Source organism: Oscillospiraceae bacterium (genome assembly GCA_034925865.1).
Lineage (GTDB): Bacteria > Bacillota > Clostridia > Oscillospirales > SIG627 > SIG704.
Genome location: JAYFRN010000008.1, coordinates 1 through 15,222, shown reverse-complemented (window position 1 = coordinate 15,222; position 15,222 = coordinate 1). Strand labels below are relative to the sequence as shown.

The following is a 15,222-nucleotide window of genomic DNA, read 5'->3' as shown; positions in this document are numbered from 1 at the left end:
TTATTTCTCCTTTGCTTTTTCAATTATATTTACATTTAATATTTCGAGCGACCAATACAACACCCCGGGTTCAGCTCCCCACTCCGGGCGGCCTGTGCGCTGCCTATGCGGTATAACATCGCATATGACAGACGGGGCATTGCTGTTGTAACCATTTCTAAACATTACTGCTATTTGTTTCTCTTCGTGTTTTCTAAACAAACTGTCGTAATGTGGATTATTCGAGCGATATTCTTCACGCTTTTCTCCGCTTTTGATTTTATCAAACCATAAGCATTTTATAGGGAGAGTAATCATTTTTGCTCACGCTCCTTTTCTCTTGAATCCGCGATCTGTAACGGAGCGTCCGGCAGCTGAAGGACAACGCCTTGTTTCTGCGCTATAGATAACAACAGCTGTTTCGCGGCTTCGTATTTCCCTTGTAATTGCGCCACTTTGCTTTGATACATTTTCTCTTGTTCCTGATACAACGCTTGATTTGCCTTAAGTCCAAACATAAAATCATCGTATCCGGTCAGCATGGCGCGGCTCTCAACAATGAGCTGCTTTTCCTCATCAAGCCGCAGTCCCTTTAATTTTGCGTATACAGCCGAGCACAGATTTCCGTAGCGATGCGTAATGACGTCCCACGGCACCGACGGGGTGACAGTTTCAAGCGCTCTGCAATTCCAATAAAAATCATTTCGGTCGAGGTCCGCTAGCTCTGCCTCATATGCTTCTGCAGCGGTTTTGTATTGATCACTCCAACCATTTAAAACATTTTCGACAAACAGTTTTTTAAAGCCGATCCGCTTTGCGAGGTTGTCATTGCATAGGATTTGATAAATCCACTCGTTGGCGTCCTCGTCGGAAAGTTGCCATGCAGCCACATCCATGAGCCATATATTATTGCCGCAATCGGTTGTTTCCTCCCACCGCTCAACGAGTTTGCAAGCGTTGTCGGTGTAGTAATAATCCTGTCCTTCCCAACTAACATCCGAAAACATATCCGCAAGAATGCCTATTTCCTCGCCGCTTGACATTTCACGCAAAGCATCATAGATATCTGTCGCTGATTGATATTTCGGTGTGCCGCCGTATGGATCTCCGCTATTCATGCTCATAATTTTTCCCCTTCCGCCTTTTTAAGCTTTTTAATTTTCCACTGGCGGGAATGGATACCCGTCTTTTTCATAATGAATTGTTATCCCTTTATTTACTGAGCTTGCCTTTTCCTCGGACACGCCGGGGCTTTTGTCTGAATTGTTGAGTATAAAAATATGCTCGCATACTGAAAGCATAGCGATACATATAGGCATAATTTCTTTCTGTTCCAGTTTCGGGAGCATTATCCCGACCGCCGCGGGATTTATGATTTCATCCCATCCGCAGGCGCGGAGGCAGGTTTCCGCTTGCTTGAAGCGGAATACATAATCGTTCGTGCCGCGGATCGCGCCGGCTATGTAGATTCTTTTTTTCATCTCTCCCCGCTCCTCCACATCACATATACACATCTCATCACCCAGGCCCACAGGATCACCGATACCGTTATCCCCGCCCATACGGGAGCGGCGCCCAGGCAGAGTGCCGCGAGGATCCCTATTACCGCCGCGGCGATATACGCCGCCGATCTGTACTTTGCTTTCATGCTCTCTGCCTTTCTTCAGCTCACTCGCCTTTTGACACATTCGTCTTTGACCGTCTTTTTCTTTACAAGCTCCGTCAGAGCGCACCGCCGCGCTGAGGCATATACCTGCTTCGGATACAGCGTAAACTTACGCAATGACCAGTTATAATACGCGATATACAATGCGATATCGGTACGGTTGCCGTTCTCAACGGCGTATTCCTCGATTTCGAACCGGTTGCCGTCTATGTTTTTGATGATCTCATATTTTATTTCCATTTCTCTTTACCTCGAATGGTATTACAATGGATTGACTATGTACGGTAGCTTTCAAGCATTCAAAACGAAGCTTACCGGCCGGATCTATTGACGTTAATCCATTAATAAAATCGTTCAGAACATACGCGATAAACGGAACCGCCGAATGCGGTACACCGCCATTGAAAAATTCGTCGAACACGTCGCCGTACAGATTCAACGCTTGTGTTGTAAATTCGTTGAAATCCACGCCCTTGCTTGCGGCTTCCTCAACAAGCTCACAAAATTTCTTATTCGCTTCCTGGAATGTCATACGTTTGCCCTCCCGCGCGGCGGTTCCGCCGGCACAAATATATTTTTTACTTTCCCGCCCATCGGAATGGATATCGTATATCCGTATGCCGCGCGTGCTGTCGATTTCGTTCTCGGAGCTTCCCGAACTCCGGTTTTTGTTGTTTCTTTCATGTTTTCCCTTTCCGCCTTATGGCACTTATGCAAACAGCTTTTTAAGCTTTTTATATCTGTCTTCGACGTCGTTTATGTCGATTCCCCACATGAGATATGCGAGCTTCGTGTTTACTCCATGCGCCGAAAACGACGCTATATCTTTTTCGCGCATTTTATCTTTAACGAGCATTTTCATTGCGGATATCTTCGAATTGCATATTTTTCCGAAAAGCTCCTTTATATCCGCGGTGTTTAATTCGCTTTTGCTATAGTAAAGCCGCATAGCGGTTTCAAGGTCTTTCGGCTGAGGTATACTTACCGCCATTTCCCGCGCCTCCCTTTATTTATTCGCTTTCGTAAAGCGATCGATGATTTTACCGCCGCATTTGCGGCATACCGATATGTTATCAACCGTCACGAGGTCTTTTGCTGTACCGCATATTACACAATGCGATTTCAGCGGAACAAGCGTTATTCCTTCCGTCGTCGCCTTGATGTATAAGGCGTCACCCTCTTCGATGCCGTTCTGCTCCCGGAGCTCCTTGGGTATCACTATCCGGCCGAGCGGGTCTATGTTTCGCGCAAATTCTTTCATTGTTTCCTTTTCCTTTCCTTTTTCCGCGAGGTCATACCTCGCTTTTTAATGTTATAAAATCGTAAACATCAAGTTCCGTAATAGCTAATAGCAATGCAGAATATTATCCCAAGCGAAAATCCAAGAAGACACCCGCCATAATAACTAAGAAATGAAACATTCTTTTCATGGTTAAGTCCTATATAAACAAGTAATGAACCTATTACTATAACTATAGAGCTAACAATTTGCGCTATTGCAGCATTTAAAATCATTAGCTTTTCTCCCTTTCATACAGTCGGCATATTTCTGCGAATTGTTTTATGTCTGTAATAGCTTGATCAATGTTGACCGGTTCTTGAAGTTCGGATTTTGTTTCAAAATCATCTTCATTGAAATTCTCTTTAATAAGCTTTTCTAATTTCAATTCATATAATTTCGATTCGTTCATTGTTTCCCTTTTACTTTCATTTTCTTGTAAGGTCATGCCTCGCATGTTATTATCGTGATAATATATAGACGCCTCCAATATGGAGACAGAAACGAGGTTGGTTATTTTGTCAACATTTTTGATTCTGTCTGTGCTGTATATAATGAATTGTGGAGGGAAAGTCGGTGACAGCACACCGGCTTTTCTTTTATTCATCCGGAGGCGCCTATCTATTATCACGATGTTGGTTTTTCCGCGAGGTCACGCCTCGCATACTTTATATTTTTTACTGTCTTCGGATAACAATCTTATTTCTGCGTGGAATTTTAAACGGGATTCAACTGTTTTAAGTACATCTTCCGCATGATCATAGCTGAGTTCCTCTCGGGCAAAGATTTTAATTATCTCATCTACAATCTCAGGAATTTTATTTGCGTTGCTCTGATATTTTTCGCTGTTAATAATTTTTTCCGATTCGTTTTCTTCCCGATCTCCCGAAATATCAGTATAATCATCTTTGCTAATGTTTTTGTATAAGAACTTTTCTAATTCGGTCATTATCTTGCCCTGTCCATTTCTTCCGGGTTCTGCCGATCTGCCGTCTTCAGAGCCTTTTCTATTACAATGTTTCTTGTAATGCGCGATAGTTCTTCTTTGCTTCTTTCAAGGATCCATTCCATTCTCTCAATGCTTATACCTTTTGCCAGGAGATGATCGATTATCTCGCGGGCGATCGTAACCTCCGCTTTATAATCGTTTCGAAGATCCCATTCATGATTCGGTTCTTCATAATGAGCTTTGATTTCTTCGGGTTTTAAAAAGCTTTTCATTTGTTATCCTTTCTTTCCGCGAGGTCATGCCTCGTTGTTTTTGTTTGTGGGGGTTATGCAATATCAGAAAAATACGAAGCGTTTACATCTAAAGCTTTGCAAATTTCAAAGTACTCTTCAGCAGATAATTTTCGCTTTTCATTCAGAATTACTGAAAAAATACTGTTTTCAATATTCGCTTTTTCAGCGATTGTTTTATACTTTATGCCTCGTTCATCCAGGTATTTTTTTATTTTTGTCCCTATCATAAACATTCTCCTTTTTTCGTATAATTAAGAGCCGCTTATCTTGATACTATTATAATTAAGCATTGCTTAATTGTCAATGGGTTTTCCAAAAATATTTAAGAATTGCTTAATTTAATATTGATTTTTCTTAAATGTTGTGATATTCTTAAGTCATAATGAACGAAAGGTTTCAAATTAATGGGAATTATAAGAGACGAAATAGCGAAGAATATATTATATTATAGGAAGAAAATCGGAATGTCACAAAAGGATTTTGCTTCAAAAATGGGTGTGAGCCCTCCCTCGGTTTCGAATTGGGAAAGTGGAACGAATTCAATAGATATCGAGAATTTGTTCAAAGCATGTCAAATTCTCGGAGTTTCCATAGATGATATTTATGGTAAATGCAGAATTTCTGAAGAATATCAAGGAGAACAAAAAAAGCCCACCGCCAATGGCGATAAGCCGTATGACGATGAGCTAAGTCAAATTATTTCTATTTACAAAGAGCTATCCGTTGAAAATCGTGCCAAATTTCTTGAACTGAGTCGCCTTTATTCAGACGCATTGCGCAGTAACGATAAAAAATAACATCTTTTTCGCTATCAGTAGCATTTATATATAAATCAAGCAGGCATTTATATTCAGGTAGCATGACTTTGTCTCCTTTCCGACTTCCGGAAAGCCTTTATGCGCGCTTGATTATTATATCACTATAATTTATTATTGGCAATATTTTCATTATATGTCATAAAATATAATATTTTGGGGGTATATATGAAAAAGGCAGTTTCATTTTTATTGGCAGTTTTCATTTTAATCATTCCGCTTGTTTCGTGTTCTTCCGATAGTCAGGCGCCGCAAAACAGTTCAATATCTGTCGAATACATTACATCTCCCATTGCATGCGGCAAAGTAGCAAGTATAAAAATAAGTGGCAAACCGGCAACCAAATATTCAATCAAGGTTTATTACAGATCGGGCGCGAGTTCCGCGGCCGGTCTCAGGGATACCGTTTCAGATAAAGAAGGGTTCGCTTATTGGTCGTGGAATATAGGCTCGAGGACAACGCCGGGCGAGCATAGGATTGTAATCAAAGGCGGCGGCGATACTTTAGAAACTTATTTTACGACAATATAATTTATTCGGAGGGTTTATATGTGTTTCGGGAAAAAGCTTTCTACTTCAGATCGATTTATGAGATCAGTTGGCAACTCATGTCACAAAATATTTGATTTGCATCGCAATAATATAAACTTAGATTCATATTATATTATCCGTATAGAAACATTCATTTTGATGATAATGAAATACCGTGTCGCTATGATAAATCATAGAAGCGACATTATTGTTGATAAGGTAACGAATGAAAATATAAATAGAGCTTATAATACACTCATATCTGAATGTAAGCGTATCGCTCCATCCAAGATAATGGATATTATTAATTACAGGATCTCTCAATATGAAGATGTAATAATTAATGAGAATGATTATGTTGGTAGTATTTTTACTCAATATGTTGATAACCCGAATGTGAATTACATGAGAAAATCTAAATTAGGCAGAGTGTTTTTATATTATGGTGACGCAGTATTTTCATCAATGATTTCGCATGAAGTACAAGAAAGCATTGAATATGATACTATAACATTACATAGTGTTTTCGATGAGGCATTATATTCAAGAATTTCTATTTCGCTTGTAGACATAATAATCAAAGATAAAGTTGTCCTCGGTTATGATGATTAAATTCAATAGATTGTAAGGAGATAATATGAGCTTCAAACAATTCAATCAATGGCTTAATTCTCTGCCAACAGGGACGAAATGGTTTAAGATTTTTTATTATTTTATTATTCCTTTGCATATGCTTTCGATTGTATCTGCTTTCATACACTTTACTTTAGCATTGCAATTTTATGATTCATTTTGGGTTTACATAATTTTAATCTTTTTTGATATAACGGATTTTATTATTTGTATAACAACGTTTATCAAAGCAAAAGGAACATTGTTGCGTTCTTATAATCAGATTATTATATTTATATATGCTGCCGCTATATATATGACAATATCTGATGTATTATCGTATTTAGCTACTGTTATTGATAATGTTGACGGGAATTATAGTTATGCTTTAGTCGGAGCAGTAATATTTGTAAATATTAATATTCCGTATTTTAAAAAACGCAAGCAATTTTATTATTAAGCATCACAATAAAAAATGCCTCCAGCTCAAGGGAAGTGAGCGGGAGGCGGGCGGAAAAAGGAATTAACTTGTATCTTTATTATATCATGCCGTAATATTGTTTGTAAAGGTAAAACATAAATATATTTTGATATAAAGAAGGTTTAATATGCCTATAAATAAAACAGGCGTTAAAAAGGACGGAAAGCAGCAGTACCGCGTTCGCGTTAATTATACGGATAGGGAAGGGAAATCAAATCAAGTTGAAAGAATTGCATACGGTTTGCCTGAAGCGCGAGAACTTGAGGCGAAGCTTCGTGACGAATACACTTCCGGGGATAAAAGCACGCTGCGGATGACTGTTGAAGAACTCATTAAGGAATATCTTAAAGCGAAGAAGAACGAAGTACGCGCGACGACATTTGACAAAACGCGGCGTAATATGGAACGATATATAATCCCGGAGCTCGGCAAGGTTCGTCTCGATCGGTTGGGAGTTCAGCGTCTCCAGGAATGGAAGACGCTTTTTTCTGATAAGGATTTGGCTTTCAGGTCAAAGCAGAATATTTATAAAGAATTAAGCACATTATTTAATTACGCCGTACGGCTTGAATATATGCCTAAGAATCCGTTAAAATCAATCGGCAACTTTAAAGAAGTATATTTTGAGAAGCCTGCCGAAAAGCTTAATTATTATACAGCTGCTGAATTTCTTTCATTCATCAGCGCGGCAAAATCTGCTGCCGAAGCGTCCGGGGATTGGAGATATTACGTTTTTTTCAATGTCGCGTTTTACACCGGTATGCGTAAAGGCGAAATAAACGCTCTGAAATGGTCAGATATAGACGGAGATATAATTCATGTTCGGAGAAGCATAGCACAAAAATTAAAAGGAGAAGATGTTGAAACACCGCCGAAGAATAAAAGCTCATACCGCGATTTACAAATACCTATACCGCTCAAGAATATCCTCGATGAACATAAAAAGCGGCAGTCAGCAAATGCCGTTAATTTTTCGAATAACTATCGCGTATGCGGAGGCGAAAGCTGCTTGAGAGATTCGAGCATTGAAAATTTCAATCAACGGTTTGCCAAAGCTGCAAAATTGAAGCATATACGCATACATGATTTCCGGCATACTCATGCCTCGCTGCTCGTGAATGAAGGTATTAATATACAGGAAATAGCGCGTCGCCTGGGTCATTCGAAGATAGAAATTACATGGAATACGTATTCGCATTTGTATCCGCGTGAAGAAGAACGCGCCGTTGCGATATTAAATAAAATTGCGTAAACGCTTAAATTTCGGGGATTATTCGGGGATGAAGCGTAAAATAAATAAAAAATGTCGCTATAGCAAGCGACATTTTTTATATGGTGGAGGCGACGGGAATCGAACCCGTGTCCGAAATCACATTCACGAAACTTTCTCCGGGTGCAGACTGTGTTTTGATTTCCCCGGTCATCACGCCCGCAGACAGGCTTGAGCCGGGTGAGCTTCATAAAATCATGACACGCCGCAAAGCTTAAGTGTGTTCACGTTCACCGCTAAATTACGCCCGTTCAGATGCCGCGGTGCTCACCTGGCGGACGGCCGCCTTAAATTAGGCAGCGATTGCTAATCTGTTATCAGCGTTTAAAATTAAGTTTGCAGTTTTTAAGAGATTCTGCGACTCTACCCGCTTATTACGCTTCAACAACCCCGTCGAAGCCATTACGCCCCCAAATATATGCTTGTAAAAGCATACAACTGAATTATAACACGTATCGTAAAAATTTGCAAATTAATTTAATATTAAATTACTGTTACAGAAAATTGCAAGTTTAATTGTCGCAGTTTTATATCAGTTAAGATTAAGTGAGAAATATTTTTTTATTTCCTATCCCCCGCGGGGGGATTGGAAATTTTTCGAGCCACCTGATCTATGCCACTGTCATTTTATTAGCGGATTTGTATCCGAAAATTTTTCGCGGATAATTATTGACCTAGTCCTCTATTCGTTGCAGTTCTTTTTATGTCAGATGTATAGTACGGATCATCGGTTGTTCCATCGTTAATTACTGATAATTCGTTTGCCGTGAACACATGGTTACAGGTGGAGCATTCATATAATCCGTTCAGGCAGATTATATCAACCGCATCTGATATTATCGGCGCGCCGAAGACGAATATCAGCGCTATTGTAAATATTATGCTTATTATTCGTTTTTTCATATTGTTTTCCTTTGTTTTGTTGGTATGTTTTTTGGGTCTCAAATGACATAGTGTGATATCAGAATATTCAATATTAATTTTGCCACACTAAATAATTTTTAAATCCAATTATTGAATGTTTTTTTACTTCGTCAACAAATATATCATTTACAAAAATCGCCGATTTAGGTAAATCAATAATTTAAAAATATTATACCCTTTTATAACTTCCGGATTAAAAGCATATTCCTTGAAATACATAATTCTATTAACATCATGAGAAAATGTTTTATGATGACTTTCAGATACTTTATCCTCATAAAGCTCTTCCATAATGCGGTTAAGCTCAGGAAAACGTGCTTCGGAGGCTTTTAACTCAGCCGACAAAGAAAATATCTGCTGTTCATCCGAAGCAATGACAAGGAACAACACCCTTGGCGATTGGGTTACTTTATGTTGTGGAAACAGGATGACCATTTTCATCCCGAACGTTAACAATAAACTGCGAATGTTTACCAATAGTAAATATGTATCGAACATTTTTATCAAGCAAGTAATAGGTCTCACTGGTTAAAACAAATAGCGCTTCTTTATGTTTAGCAACAATCTTAAAATCCAACCGGTTAACTCTCTTAATTTCACCATCTTTTTCATATTTCGTTCGTTCGGTCAGAAAGCTTGATTTAAAAGGGTATTGCTCCATGAATTGAAGTTCGACTTCAATAAAGCTTTTACAAATTAAATCAAGTAATACGCTTATGCCTATTCTAATAATGTTGTAAGCCAAAGACATTAACCATACTCCAATAACCACTATAGCTGCTACAGTTAAAAAGTTAAACTGGATTCGTATTGAAATAAAATCAGTTACAACAACAACAGCTAATACTATAGCTACAATTATTATAAACTCGACAAGATTAAAAATAGAGTGCTTTAATTGACGAAAATACATACCATTCTCCTTATTTGGGTATAACTTCCGTTGTAGCGCCTGAAACAAATGCTGCTATGACAACGTCATAACCATATTTTTCAATTAACTGATCAACTTGTGCGGCTTTTCCTCCAGCAGATATAGTCTGTCTAATGGCTGTAAGATCTCGGTTGGTAATTTTGTTTATACTGCTTAAAAATAGTTTTTGGCCTTCTTTAGTTAAACCAGCAAAATATTTCTGTGTCAGCCCCGATAAAACCTTTGACGCTCCATAGCCAAGTGCTCCAGCACCAGCTCCTACAACTAATGCATTTACAACATCATCTATAGATTTAATATCACCGACTATTGCCCTACCTGCCAGCGTACCTACTGCACCTGTAATTATTGCTGAACCTAACGCTCCTATAGACGGTATACTAATTGTTGCGATAGCACCGCTAACCGCTCCTGAGAGCATTGCCTTTCCGAGTCCATCAGACCAATTTTTGCCATTTGTAAAGTTTCTTGCAACTTGGAAACCTCCACTTACGAGAGCGCCTACGCCCGCTCCAATAGCCATTACTATAAACCACGCCACTTCGCCCTCAGAATCTATGTACATGATCGGATTTTCCATGCAGTAAATATATAAATTTCCGCTTTGCATAATTGCAGTTATATCCGGTACATAGGTATAAGTATTTAATTCTAATGGGTCTTGGTAGTTACTATTTTTTACGGGGTAATCTCCATATATCATGTTGCCCGTATTCCAGTGGGTATCTTCACTAAGGAAGCGTCCTATACTTGCGTTATAATACCTCGCCCGGAGATATATCTCCCCAGTCTCCTTATCATAATACTCCCCGCAGTATCTGAACGGGTTGGCATCGCCAGGAGCTATATTCCTCTCAACGCCGAAGGCGTCATAGTCATAGGATTTTGTTACAGTAGCAGACGAATTTTTAAGATCTAATTAAAGCAAAGAAACTCATCTGCTATTTTTTCATTATTTGTGAAACATATTTTAAAATACCCAATATTATGATCGTTAATAAAAAGATCATATATAATATTTATTAAAGGTTCGCTCGGTTCCGGCAATTCCGGCAGTCGTAGTTCATAATTTATTCCATATATACGCAGTTCTATATTATCAAAATTTCCGAATTCCTTTTCATATTCCTCATAATCTTCAGGTTCACTTATTTTAAAATTTTTAATAACTTTTTTGTAATGTTTTAAGCATTTATTTTCGTATTTATGGTAAAAATCATAAAGATCTTGTTCAATATTTATCATTCTTTATTTTTTCTATTGATTTTACTCTTAATGATGAGTCTTTTCAAAAACCTCCCAAATTATTTCGCCTGTCTTTGCTTTATTTCCTAACAATCGATATGCTCCACTCTTTGATATTACCTTTACTTCATACATAAAACCTTTAATACCTTTTCCCTCTAATTTTTTTATCCCATTTCTTCCTGCCTTTCCAGCAAATTTTGTCATTGATTTTAAAAACTTTTTAGATTCTTTTTCTCCAATAGTTTCAATCATTTCTTTTGATGCTTTTTTTGAAACATATCGCCAAACATCATCAATTGATGGAGTAACAAAGCCTGCTATAAAAATTGCTCCACGTAAAATCGGTCTATTATCTATTTTAATATCTGGTTGAAATTCTTGAGCTAAATATAACCAATAATCTCTTTCATCTACAGAACAGTCGCCCAAAAAGTATTCATCTGCCAATGCACCAGAGATAATCTTAGCATTATCTAATAGCCACCCCAATCCGCTTGAATAGATATCTCTAACTCTTTCTGCTTCTTCGTGTATATCGTTTCTCGCCTCGTCTGAGTCGGCCATATACCAAAAATATGTCAATTTTAATAAATAACTTTGAACTGTGGAGGAAAATTTAGAATCTGTCTCCTCCCAATATCCTGTTGGATCTATAAATAAAATTGGATCATTACTACAATAGGTATACCAGTTTAGACCACTCCCTATGGGGTCTTCCTGCGAAAATCGTCCCGTCACCGGATCATAATACCTCGCCCGGAGATATAGCTCCCCGGTCTCCTTATCATAATACTCCGCGCAGTATCTGAACGGGTTGGCATCGCCGGGAGCTATATTCCTCTCAACGCCGAAGGCGTCATAGTCATAGGATTTTGTTACAGTAGCAGACGAATCTGTAAGATTCACCACGTCACCGTGAGCGTTATAGAGGTAATACGTTCTTACGCCGTCCACATCGGACGCGATGAGGTTTATGCCGCGGATATATGTGACCGTAATGGCATTGTTCTGCATTTCGGCAACGATATTGCCGCTGTCCCAGATATGAACGGTCGTTGTCGTGCCGTCAGACTTCGTGCTTCTGAGTCCGTCCGGACGGTAGGTGTAGGTCAGAATTCCGTCGCCTGTGAGCTGCCCAAAGAGGTTATACATCGAAGTTTGAGTAACGCCGTCCGTCGTCTTTGTCGTCTGGTTTCCGTTCGCGTCATAACCGTAGGTGGTTGTCGTCGTTATTCCGCCCTGCGTTTTTACTTCCGTGATAAGGCGGTTGTTCGCGTCGCAGGTGTACGCGACCGTATATTCTTCCGAGCCTGTGACGGTTAAGGTGAGCCTGTTGCCGCGCTTGTCATAGGTATATGATAAGCTTCTTTGAGTAACCCCGCCGACAGCTTCGCTTTCGGTCAACAGCCTGCCTAAATCGTCATAGGTATAGGTAGTCGTTCTGCCTGTGTTGTCGGTCTTTGTCGCCTGATTGCCGTCAAGGTAATAGGTGTAGGCGAAGGAAGAGATAATCGAGTTGTCGGATATCTTTTTATTTGTTACACCTGTTACAAGGTTCGCCAGGTTATAGGTATAATATTCGCCTGTGCCGTTGGCGTAAACAAGGCTTGACCGGTTGCCGTTGTCATCATACGAATATGTGGCGGTGACGGCTCCGCCTTCGCTGACGGTGTACAGCCTGTTACAGTCATTTGAATTTGCTTTTTCAAGCTATTTTATTACTCCTTTCAAACCTTAGGAGGATAAAATGTCTTTAAAATAATCCTCAATGGCAGTGCTTCCGGGGAAAAAATCTTTTAGGTATGGTGCTAGTTTTGTTTTAACCGTTGAGTATTTATCAGAATCGCCTTGGGCGCCCAAATAAAGCATCCTAGATATTAGATTTTCAGGCTCTATCTGTGTTGCAAGAAGCAACATATCTTTACCTCTTTCTTCCCATTCACTATACAAACCATCTGCCTCACCATTATAAAAAAGATAGGGGAACAATGAAATCATATAACCAGTCATCCAAAGAAAATTTCCATTAGTATTAAAGTGCGTTAATCCATACTGTGTAATATTAATCAAAGTTTCTTTAAAAGAGTCAAAGGACAGATTTTTATTTTGAATACAGCAATCCCATTCGGTTAACTCATACCAACACTCAGAGAGAATCCGGCATAGTTTAGTAGCGTTACTTTTATCATTATACCATAGATCGTATAGCAACTCTCCTGCTTCACCCCATTTTTCAGCTTGTTCAAGTTCTAATAATCCCTTTACTTCAAGGAAAGTTATCATTTTATCACCTCGTTTTGACCCATGCATCGACAATGCGTGTTACCCCATTTATAACTCTTGTCGTAACTTCAATGGTCTAGCAATGAGTATAAAGACAAAAGTAATAAGTTATTATTTATTTATAAATAATATTTTTTCTGCTATTAATATACAATCAGATTTTGATTTTTTAAATATGTCACCAAAATTTAATTTGAAAATTTCATAAATTCCTTCAGATAAATTTTCTAAATTAATATTATCATTAAGTAGTTTTTTTATTTCTTTTATTTCGAATGCATATTCATCTTCAGGAGCGTGCAATAAAAGATCAATTGGATCCCACTCATTTATGATTAATTTTATAGAGTTCATTTGAAGTTCACATATTTCCATAATATATTAACAATTTCTTGCATATTTTGATCAAAGTAATTACTTCCGTAAGCTGTAATTACTTGTCCTGCTTTTGATAAAACAACCACACCTTGGCGAGCAACATATAAAAATTTATCACCTGATTGTTGTAACACTTTAGCTGTTTTAATCCATGTATCAACCATGTTTTGAGTAACGCCACGTTCCAACATTCTTTCTAAACCATGAGGTGTAGTATTTTCCCAATCTATACTAATATTAGGGCTTTTTACTAGTTTACCTAGTTTACCAAATTGCGTTCCTAATGCTGGTGCAGCAGTACTAAATGCATTTACAAATATCTTAAAATTATCAGATACAAATTTACCACCGGAAGCTAATCCTCCTGTCCCTACCGTAGCAATTAATGCATTTCCACCAGCAATTACAGCACCAGTAGAAGCCGTCACACTTCCTGCAAGTGCTATACCTGCTGCCGCTCCGCCTGTTAGTCCAATTACACCGCCAATAGCCGCTCCGGCAACAACGTTTTGCCATCTTACTTTACCATATTTAATTTGTGAGTAGATAGCACCGCCTATACCTCCCAGAACAGCGCCTATCGCTGCCGTCACCAGCATAAATATGTGACCGATTGCATCTTGGTAAAGAATCGGATTACTGCCGCAATAAGTATAAAGGTTAAGGCTTAGTGGATCTGGAATCTTTTGTCCATTCGCCATTTCACTGAACTGTGACGTTACAGTATCTTCCGAGAACATCCTACCCGTTGCAGGATTATAATACCTCGCCCGGAGATATATCTCCCCGGTCTCCTTATCATAATACTCCCCGCAGTATCTGAACGGGTTGATATCGCTGGAAGCTATGTTCCTCTCAACGCCGAAGGCATCATAGTCATAGGATTTTATTGCAGTCGCAGACGAATCTGTAGATTCACCACGTCACCGTGAGCGTTATAGAGGTAATATGTCCTTACGCCGTCCACATCGGGAGCGATGAGGTTTATGCCGCGGATATATGTGACCGTTACCGCATTGTTCTGCATCTCGGCAGCGATATTGCCGCCGTCCCAACTACATCGGCGCGCCGAAGACGAATATCAGCGCTATTGTAAATATTATGCTTATTATTCGTTTTTCCATATTGTTTGTCCTTTTGTTTTTAATGTCATAAACTTCAAGAGTTATTTTGATTCTTGAACATATCGGTACACTCCATCTCCTATGGTTTCGTACTCTATCCCATTCCAACGCTGATGTTCTTCATACAAAGAATCTATATGAGTCCAACAGATTTCTCGTTTATTATTCATTTTATTTGCGGGTCCTTGGCAGTTTCCGATGTAAGTAAGGTATTTAGCAGGATAATATGATTTTTTTGGTAAATATATCAATGCACTCATCCATATTGGATCTCTATTCATATTAATTCTTTTAGGGAAATCAATTGGCAATATGCGTAATCCTTCTATATCTTCCAGAGTGGGAAGTTCGTCAAATATTCGATCCATAACTTGGACTCGCATTGCGAGTACCTCTGGATAAGGAATCATTCCCTCACCAATCTTTTGAAACAGTATATATTTACCGCCATATCCG

27 protein-coding genes, 1 other RNA gene and 1 pseudogene are annotated in these 15,222 nt (G+C 38.8%); 6 read left to right on the top strand and 23 right to left on the bottom strand.

Going from position 1 to position 15,222, the window contains the following annotated elements:
• The 12 genes from VB118_04710 to VB118_04655 all read right to left on the bottom strand — a co-directional run bounded on the left by VB118_04710 (nucleotide 1) and on the right by VB118_04655 (nucleotide 4,393).
• On the bottom strand, nucleotides 1-297 hold the full coding sequence (locus VB118_04710) for an ASCH domain-containing protein (protein ID MEA4831903.1): 297 nt from the start codon (nucleotides 295-297) through the stop codon (nucleotides 1-3).
• Nucleotides 294-1,103, bottom strand: coding sequence for a hypothetical protein (locus VB118_04705; GenBank protein ID MEA4831902.1), 810 nt, complete (start codon nucleotides 1,101-1,103; stop codon nucleotides 294-296). The genes VB118_04710 and VB118_04705 overlap by 4 nt, the downstream gene beginning before the upstream one ends.
• 30 nt (nucleotides 1,104-1,133) lie before the next feature.
• Nucleotides 1,134-1,667, bottom strand: a complete 534-nt coding sequence (locus tag VB118_04700; GenBank protein MEA4831901.1) for a DUF4406 domain-containing protein — start codon at nucleotides 1,665-1,667, stop codon at nucleotides 1,134-1,136.
• Complete coding sequence (locus VB118_04695; GenBank protein ID MEA4831900.1) at nucleotides 1,643-1,885, bottom strand: hypothetical protein; 243 nt, start codon at nucleotides 1,883-1,885, stop codon at nucleotides 1,643-1,645. The genes VB118_04700 and VB118_04695 overlap by 25 nt, the downstream gene beginning before the upstream one ends.
• Nucleotides 1,869-2,177: a hypothetical protein gene (locus tag VB118_04690; GenBank protein MEA4831899.1), complete on the bottom strand. Its 309-nt coding sequence runs from the start codon at nucleotides 2,175-2,177 to the stop codon at nucleotides 1,869-1,871. Before VB118_04690 ends, VB118_04695 begins: the two co-directional genes overlap by 17 nt.
• Nucleotides 2,174-2,329: a hypothetical protein gene (locus VB118_04685; GenBank protein MEA4831898.1), complete on the bottom strand. Its 156-nt coding sequence runs from the start codon at nucleotides 2,327-2,329 to the stop codon at nucleotides 2,174-2,176. Before VB118_04685 ends, VB118_04690 begins: the two co-directional genes overlap by 4 nt.
• Before the next feature lie 25 nt (nucleotides 2,330-2,354).
• Entirely contained in the window at nucleotides 2,355-2,636 is a 282-nt protein-coding gene (locus VB118_04680) for a hypothetical protein (GenBank protein ID MEA4831897.1), read from the bottom strand.
• A gap of 15 nt (nucleotides 2,637-2,651) precedes the next feature.
• Complete coding sequence (locus tag VB118_04675) at nucleotides 2,652-2,906, bottom strand: AbrB/MazE/SpoVT family DNA-binding domain-containing protein (protein ID MEA4831896.1); 255 nt, start codon at nucleotides 2,904-2,906, stop codon at nucleotides 2,652-2,654.
• A 253-nt stretch (nucleotides 2,907-3,159) separates the two neighbouring features.
• Nucleotides 3,160-3,531 (bottom strand): hypothetical protein, encoded by a 372-nt coding sequence (locus VB118_04670; GenBank protein ID MEA4831895.1) that lies wholly within the window; start codon nucleotides 3,529-3,531, stop codon nucleotides 3,160-3,162.
• A gap of 45 nt (nucleotides 3,532-3,576) precedes the next feature.
• Nucleotides 3,577-3,873, bottom strand: a complete 297-nt coding sequence (locus VB118_04665) for a hypothetical protein (GenBank protein ID MEA4831894.1) — start codon at nucleotides 3,871-3,873, stop codon at nucleotides 3,577-3,579.
• A complete protein-coding gene (locus VB118_04660; protein MEA4831893.1) occupies nucleotides 3,873-4,145 on the bottom strand; it encodes a hypothetical protein in 273 nt (90 codons plus the stop codon). The genes VB118_04665 and VB118_04660 overlap by 1 nt, the downstream gene beginning before the upstream one ends.
• A 53-nt stretch (nucleotides 4,146-4,198) precedes the next feature.
• A complete protein-coding gene (locus VB118_04655) occupies nucleotides 4,199-4,393 on the bottom strand; it encodes a helix-turn-helix transcriptional regulator (protein MEA4831892.1) in 195 nt (64 codons plus the stop codon).
• Nucleotides 4,394-4,570: 177 nt separating this feature from the next.
• Here VB118_04655 and VB118_04650 point away from each other — a divergent pair, with 177 nt between their 5' ends.
• The 5 genes from VB118_04650 to VB118_04630 all read left to right on the top strand — a co-directional run bounded on the left by VB118_04650 (nucleotide 4,571) and on the right by VB118_04630 (nucleotide 7,857).
• Nucleotides 4,571-4,963: a helix-turn-helix transcriptional regulator gene (locus VB118_04650; GenBank protein ID MEA4831891.1), complete on the top strand. Its 393-nt coding sequence runs from the start codon at nucleotides 4,571-4,573 to the stop codon at nucleotides 4,961-4,963.
• A 186-nt stretch (nucleotides 4,964-5,149) separates the two neighbouring features.
• On the top strand, nucleotides 5,150-5,512 hold the full coding sequence (locus VB118_04645) for a hypothetical protein (GenBank protein ID MEA4831890.1): 363 nt from the start codon (nucleotides 5,150-5,152) through the stop codon (nucleotides 5,510-5,512).
• 18 nt (nucleotides 5,513-5,530) lie between these two features.
• Nucleotides 5,531-6,124, top strand: a complete 594-nt coding sequence (locus VB118_04640; protein ID MEA4831889.1) for a hypothetical protein — start codon at nucleotides 5,531-5,533, stop codon at nucleotides 6,122-6,124.
• A gap of 25 nt (nucleotides 6,125-6,149) precedes the next feature.
• On the top strand, nucleotides 6,150-6,584 hold the full coding sequence (locus tag VB118_04635; GenBank protein ID MEA4831888.1) for a hypothetical protein: 435 nt from the start codon (nucleotides 6,150-6,152) through the stop codon (nucleotides 6,582-6,584).
• A gap of 148 nt (nucleotides 6,585-6,732) precedes the next feature.
• Nucleotides 6,733-7,857: a tyrosine-type recombinase/integrase gene (locus VB118_04630; GenBank protein ID MEA4831887.1), complete on the top strand. Its 1,125-nt coding sequence runs from the start codon at nucleotides 6,733-6,735 to the stop codon at nucleotides 7,855-7,857.
• Between the two features lie 81 nt (nucleotides 7,858-7,938).
• Here the strand turns inward: VB118_04630 and ssrA are convergent.
• The 10 genes and pseudogenes from ssrA to VB118_04580 form a co-directional block, all read right to left on the bottom strand.
• Nucleotides 7,939-8,287, bottom strand: a transfer-messenger RNA (tmRNA) gene (gene ssrA, locus VB118_04625).
• Between the two features lie 254 nt (nucleotides 8,288-8,541).
• A complete protein-coding gene (locus VB118_04620) occupies nucleotides 8,542-8,778 on the bottom strand; it encodes a hypothetical protein (GenBank protein ID MEA4831886.1) in 237 nt (78 codons plus the stop codon).
• A gap of 147 nt (nucleotides 8,779-8,925) precedes the next feature.
• Nucleotides 8,926-9,234 carry a hypothetical protein gene (locus VB118_04615; protein MEA4831885.1) on the bottom strand — a complete coding sequence of 103 codons (309 nt, stop codon included), beginning with the start codon at nucleotides 9,232-9,234 and terminating at the stop codon, nucleotides 8,926-8,928.
• Nucleotides 9,209-9,712 carry a hypothetical protein gene (locus VB118_04610; GenBank protein MEA4831884.1) on the bottom strand — a complete coding sequence of 168 codons (504 nt, stop codon included), beginning with the start codon at nucleotides 9,710-9,712 and terminating at the stop codon, nucleotides 9,209-9,211. Before VB118_04610 ends, VB118_04615 begins: the two co-directional genes overlap by 26 nt.
• A gap of 10 nt (nucleotides 9,713-9,722) precedes the next feature.
• A pseudogene (locus VB118_04605) lies at nucleotides 9,723-10,595 on the bottom strand (RHS repeat-associated core domain-containing protein).
• Between the two features lie 53 nt (nucleotides 10,596-10,648).
• Nucleotides 10,649-10,978 (bottom strand): hypothetical protein, encoded by a 330-nt coding sequence (locus VB118_04600; protein MEA4831883.1) that lies wholly within the window; start codon nucleotides 10,976-10,978, stop codon nucleotides 10,649-10,651.
• Nucleotides 10,979-11,005: 27 nt separating this feature from the next.
• A complete protein-coding gene (locus VB118_04595) occupies nucleotides 11,006-12,490 on the bottom strand; it encodes an RHS repeat-associated core domain-containing protein (GenBank protein ID MEA4831882.1) in 1,485 nt (494 codons plus the stop codon).
• A gap of 225 nt (nucleotides 12,491-12,715) precedes the next feature.
• Entirely contained in the window at nucleotides 12,716-13,264 is a 549-nt protein-coding gene (locus tag VB118_04590; protein ID MEA4831881.1) for a hypothetical protein, read from the bottom strand.
• A gap of 111 nt (nucleotides 13,265-13,375) precedes the next feature.
• A complete protein-coding gene (locus VB118_04585) occupies nucleotides 13,376-13,618 on the bottom strand; it encodes a DUF1871 family protein (GenBank protein MEA4831880.1) in 243 nt (80 codons plus the stop codon).
• Complete coding sequence (locus VB118_04580) at nucleotides 13,615-14,532, bottom strand: RHS repeat-associated core domain-containing protein (GenBank protein MEA4831879.1); 918 nt, start codon at nucleotides 14,530-14,532, stop codon at nucleotides 13,615-13,617. Before VB118_04580 ends, VB118_04585 begins: the two co-directional genes overlap by 4 nt.
• Before the next feature lie 38 nt (nucleotides 14,533-14,570).
• On the opposite strand from VB118_04580, the gene VB118_04575 reads away from it, so the two are divergent.
• Nucleotides 14,571-14,738: a hypothetical protein gene (locus VB118_04575; protein ID MEA4831878.1), complete on the top strand. Its 168-nt coding sequence runs from the start codon at nucleotides 14,571-14,573 to the stop codon at nucleotides 14,736-14,738.
• A 69-nt stretch (nucleotides 14,739-14,807) separates the two neighbouring features.
• Here VB118_04575 and VB118_04570 read toward each other — a convergent pair.
• A partial coding sequence (locus VB118_04570) for a hypothetical protein (protein MEA4831877.1) occupies nucleotides 14,808-15,222 on the bottom strand: 415 nt, incomplete at its 5' end.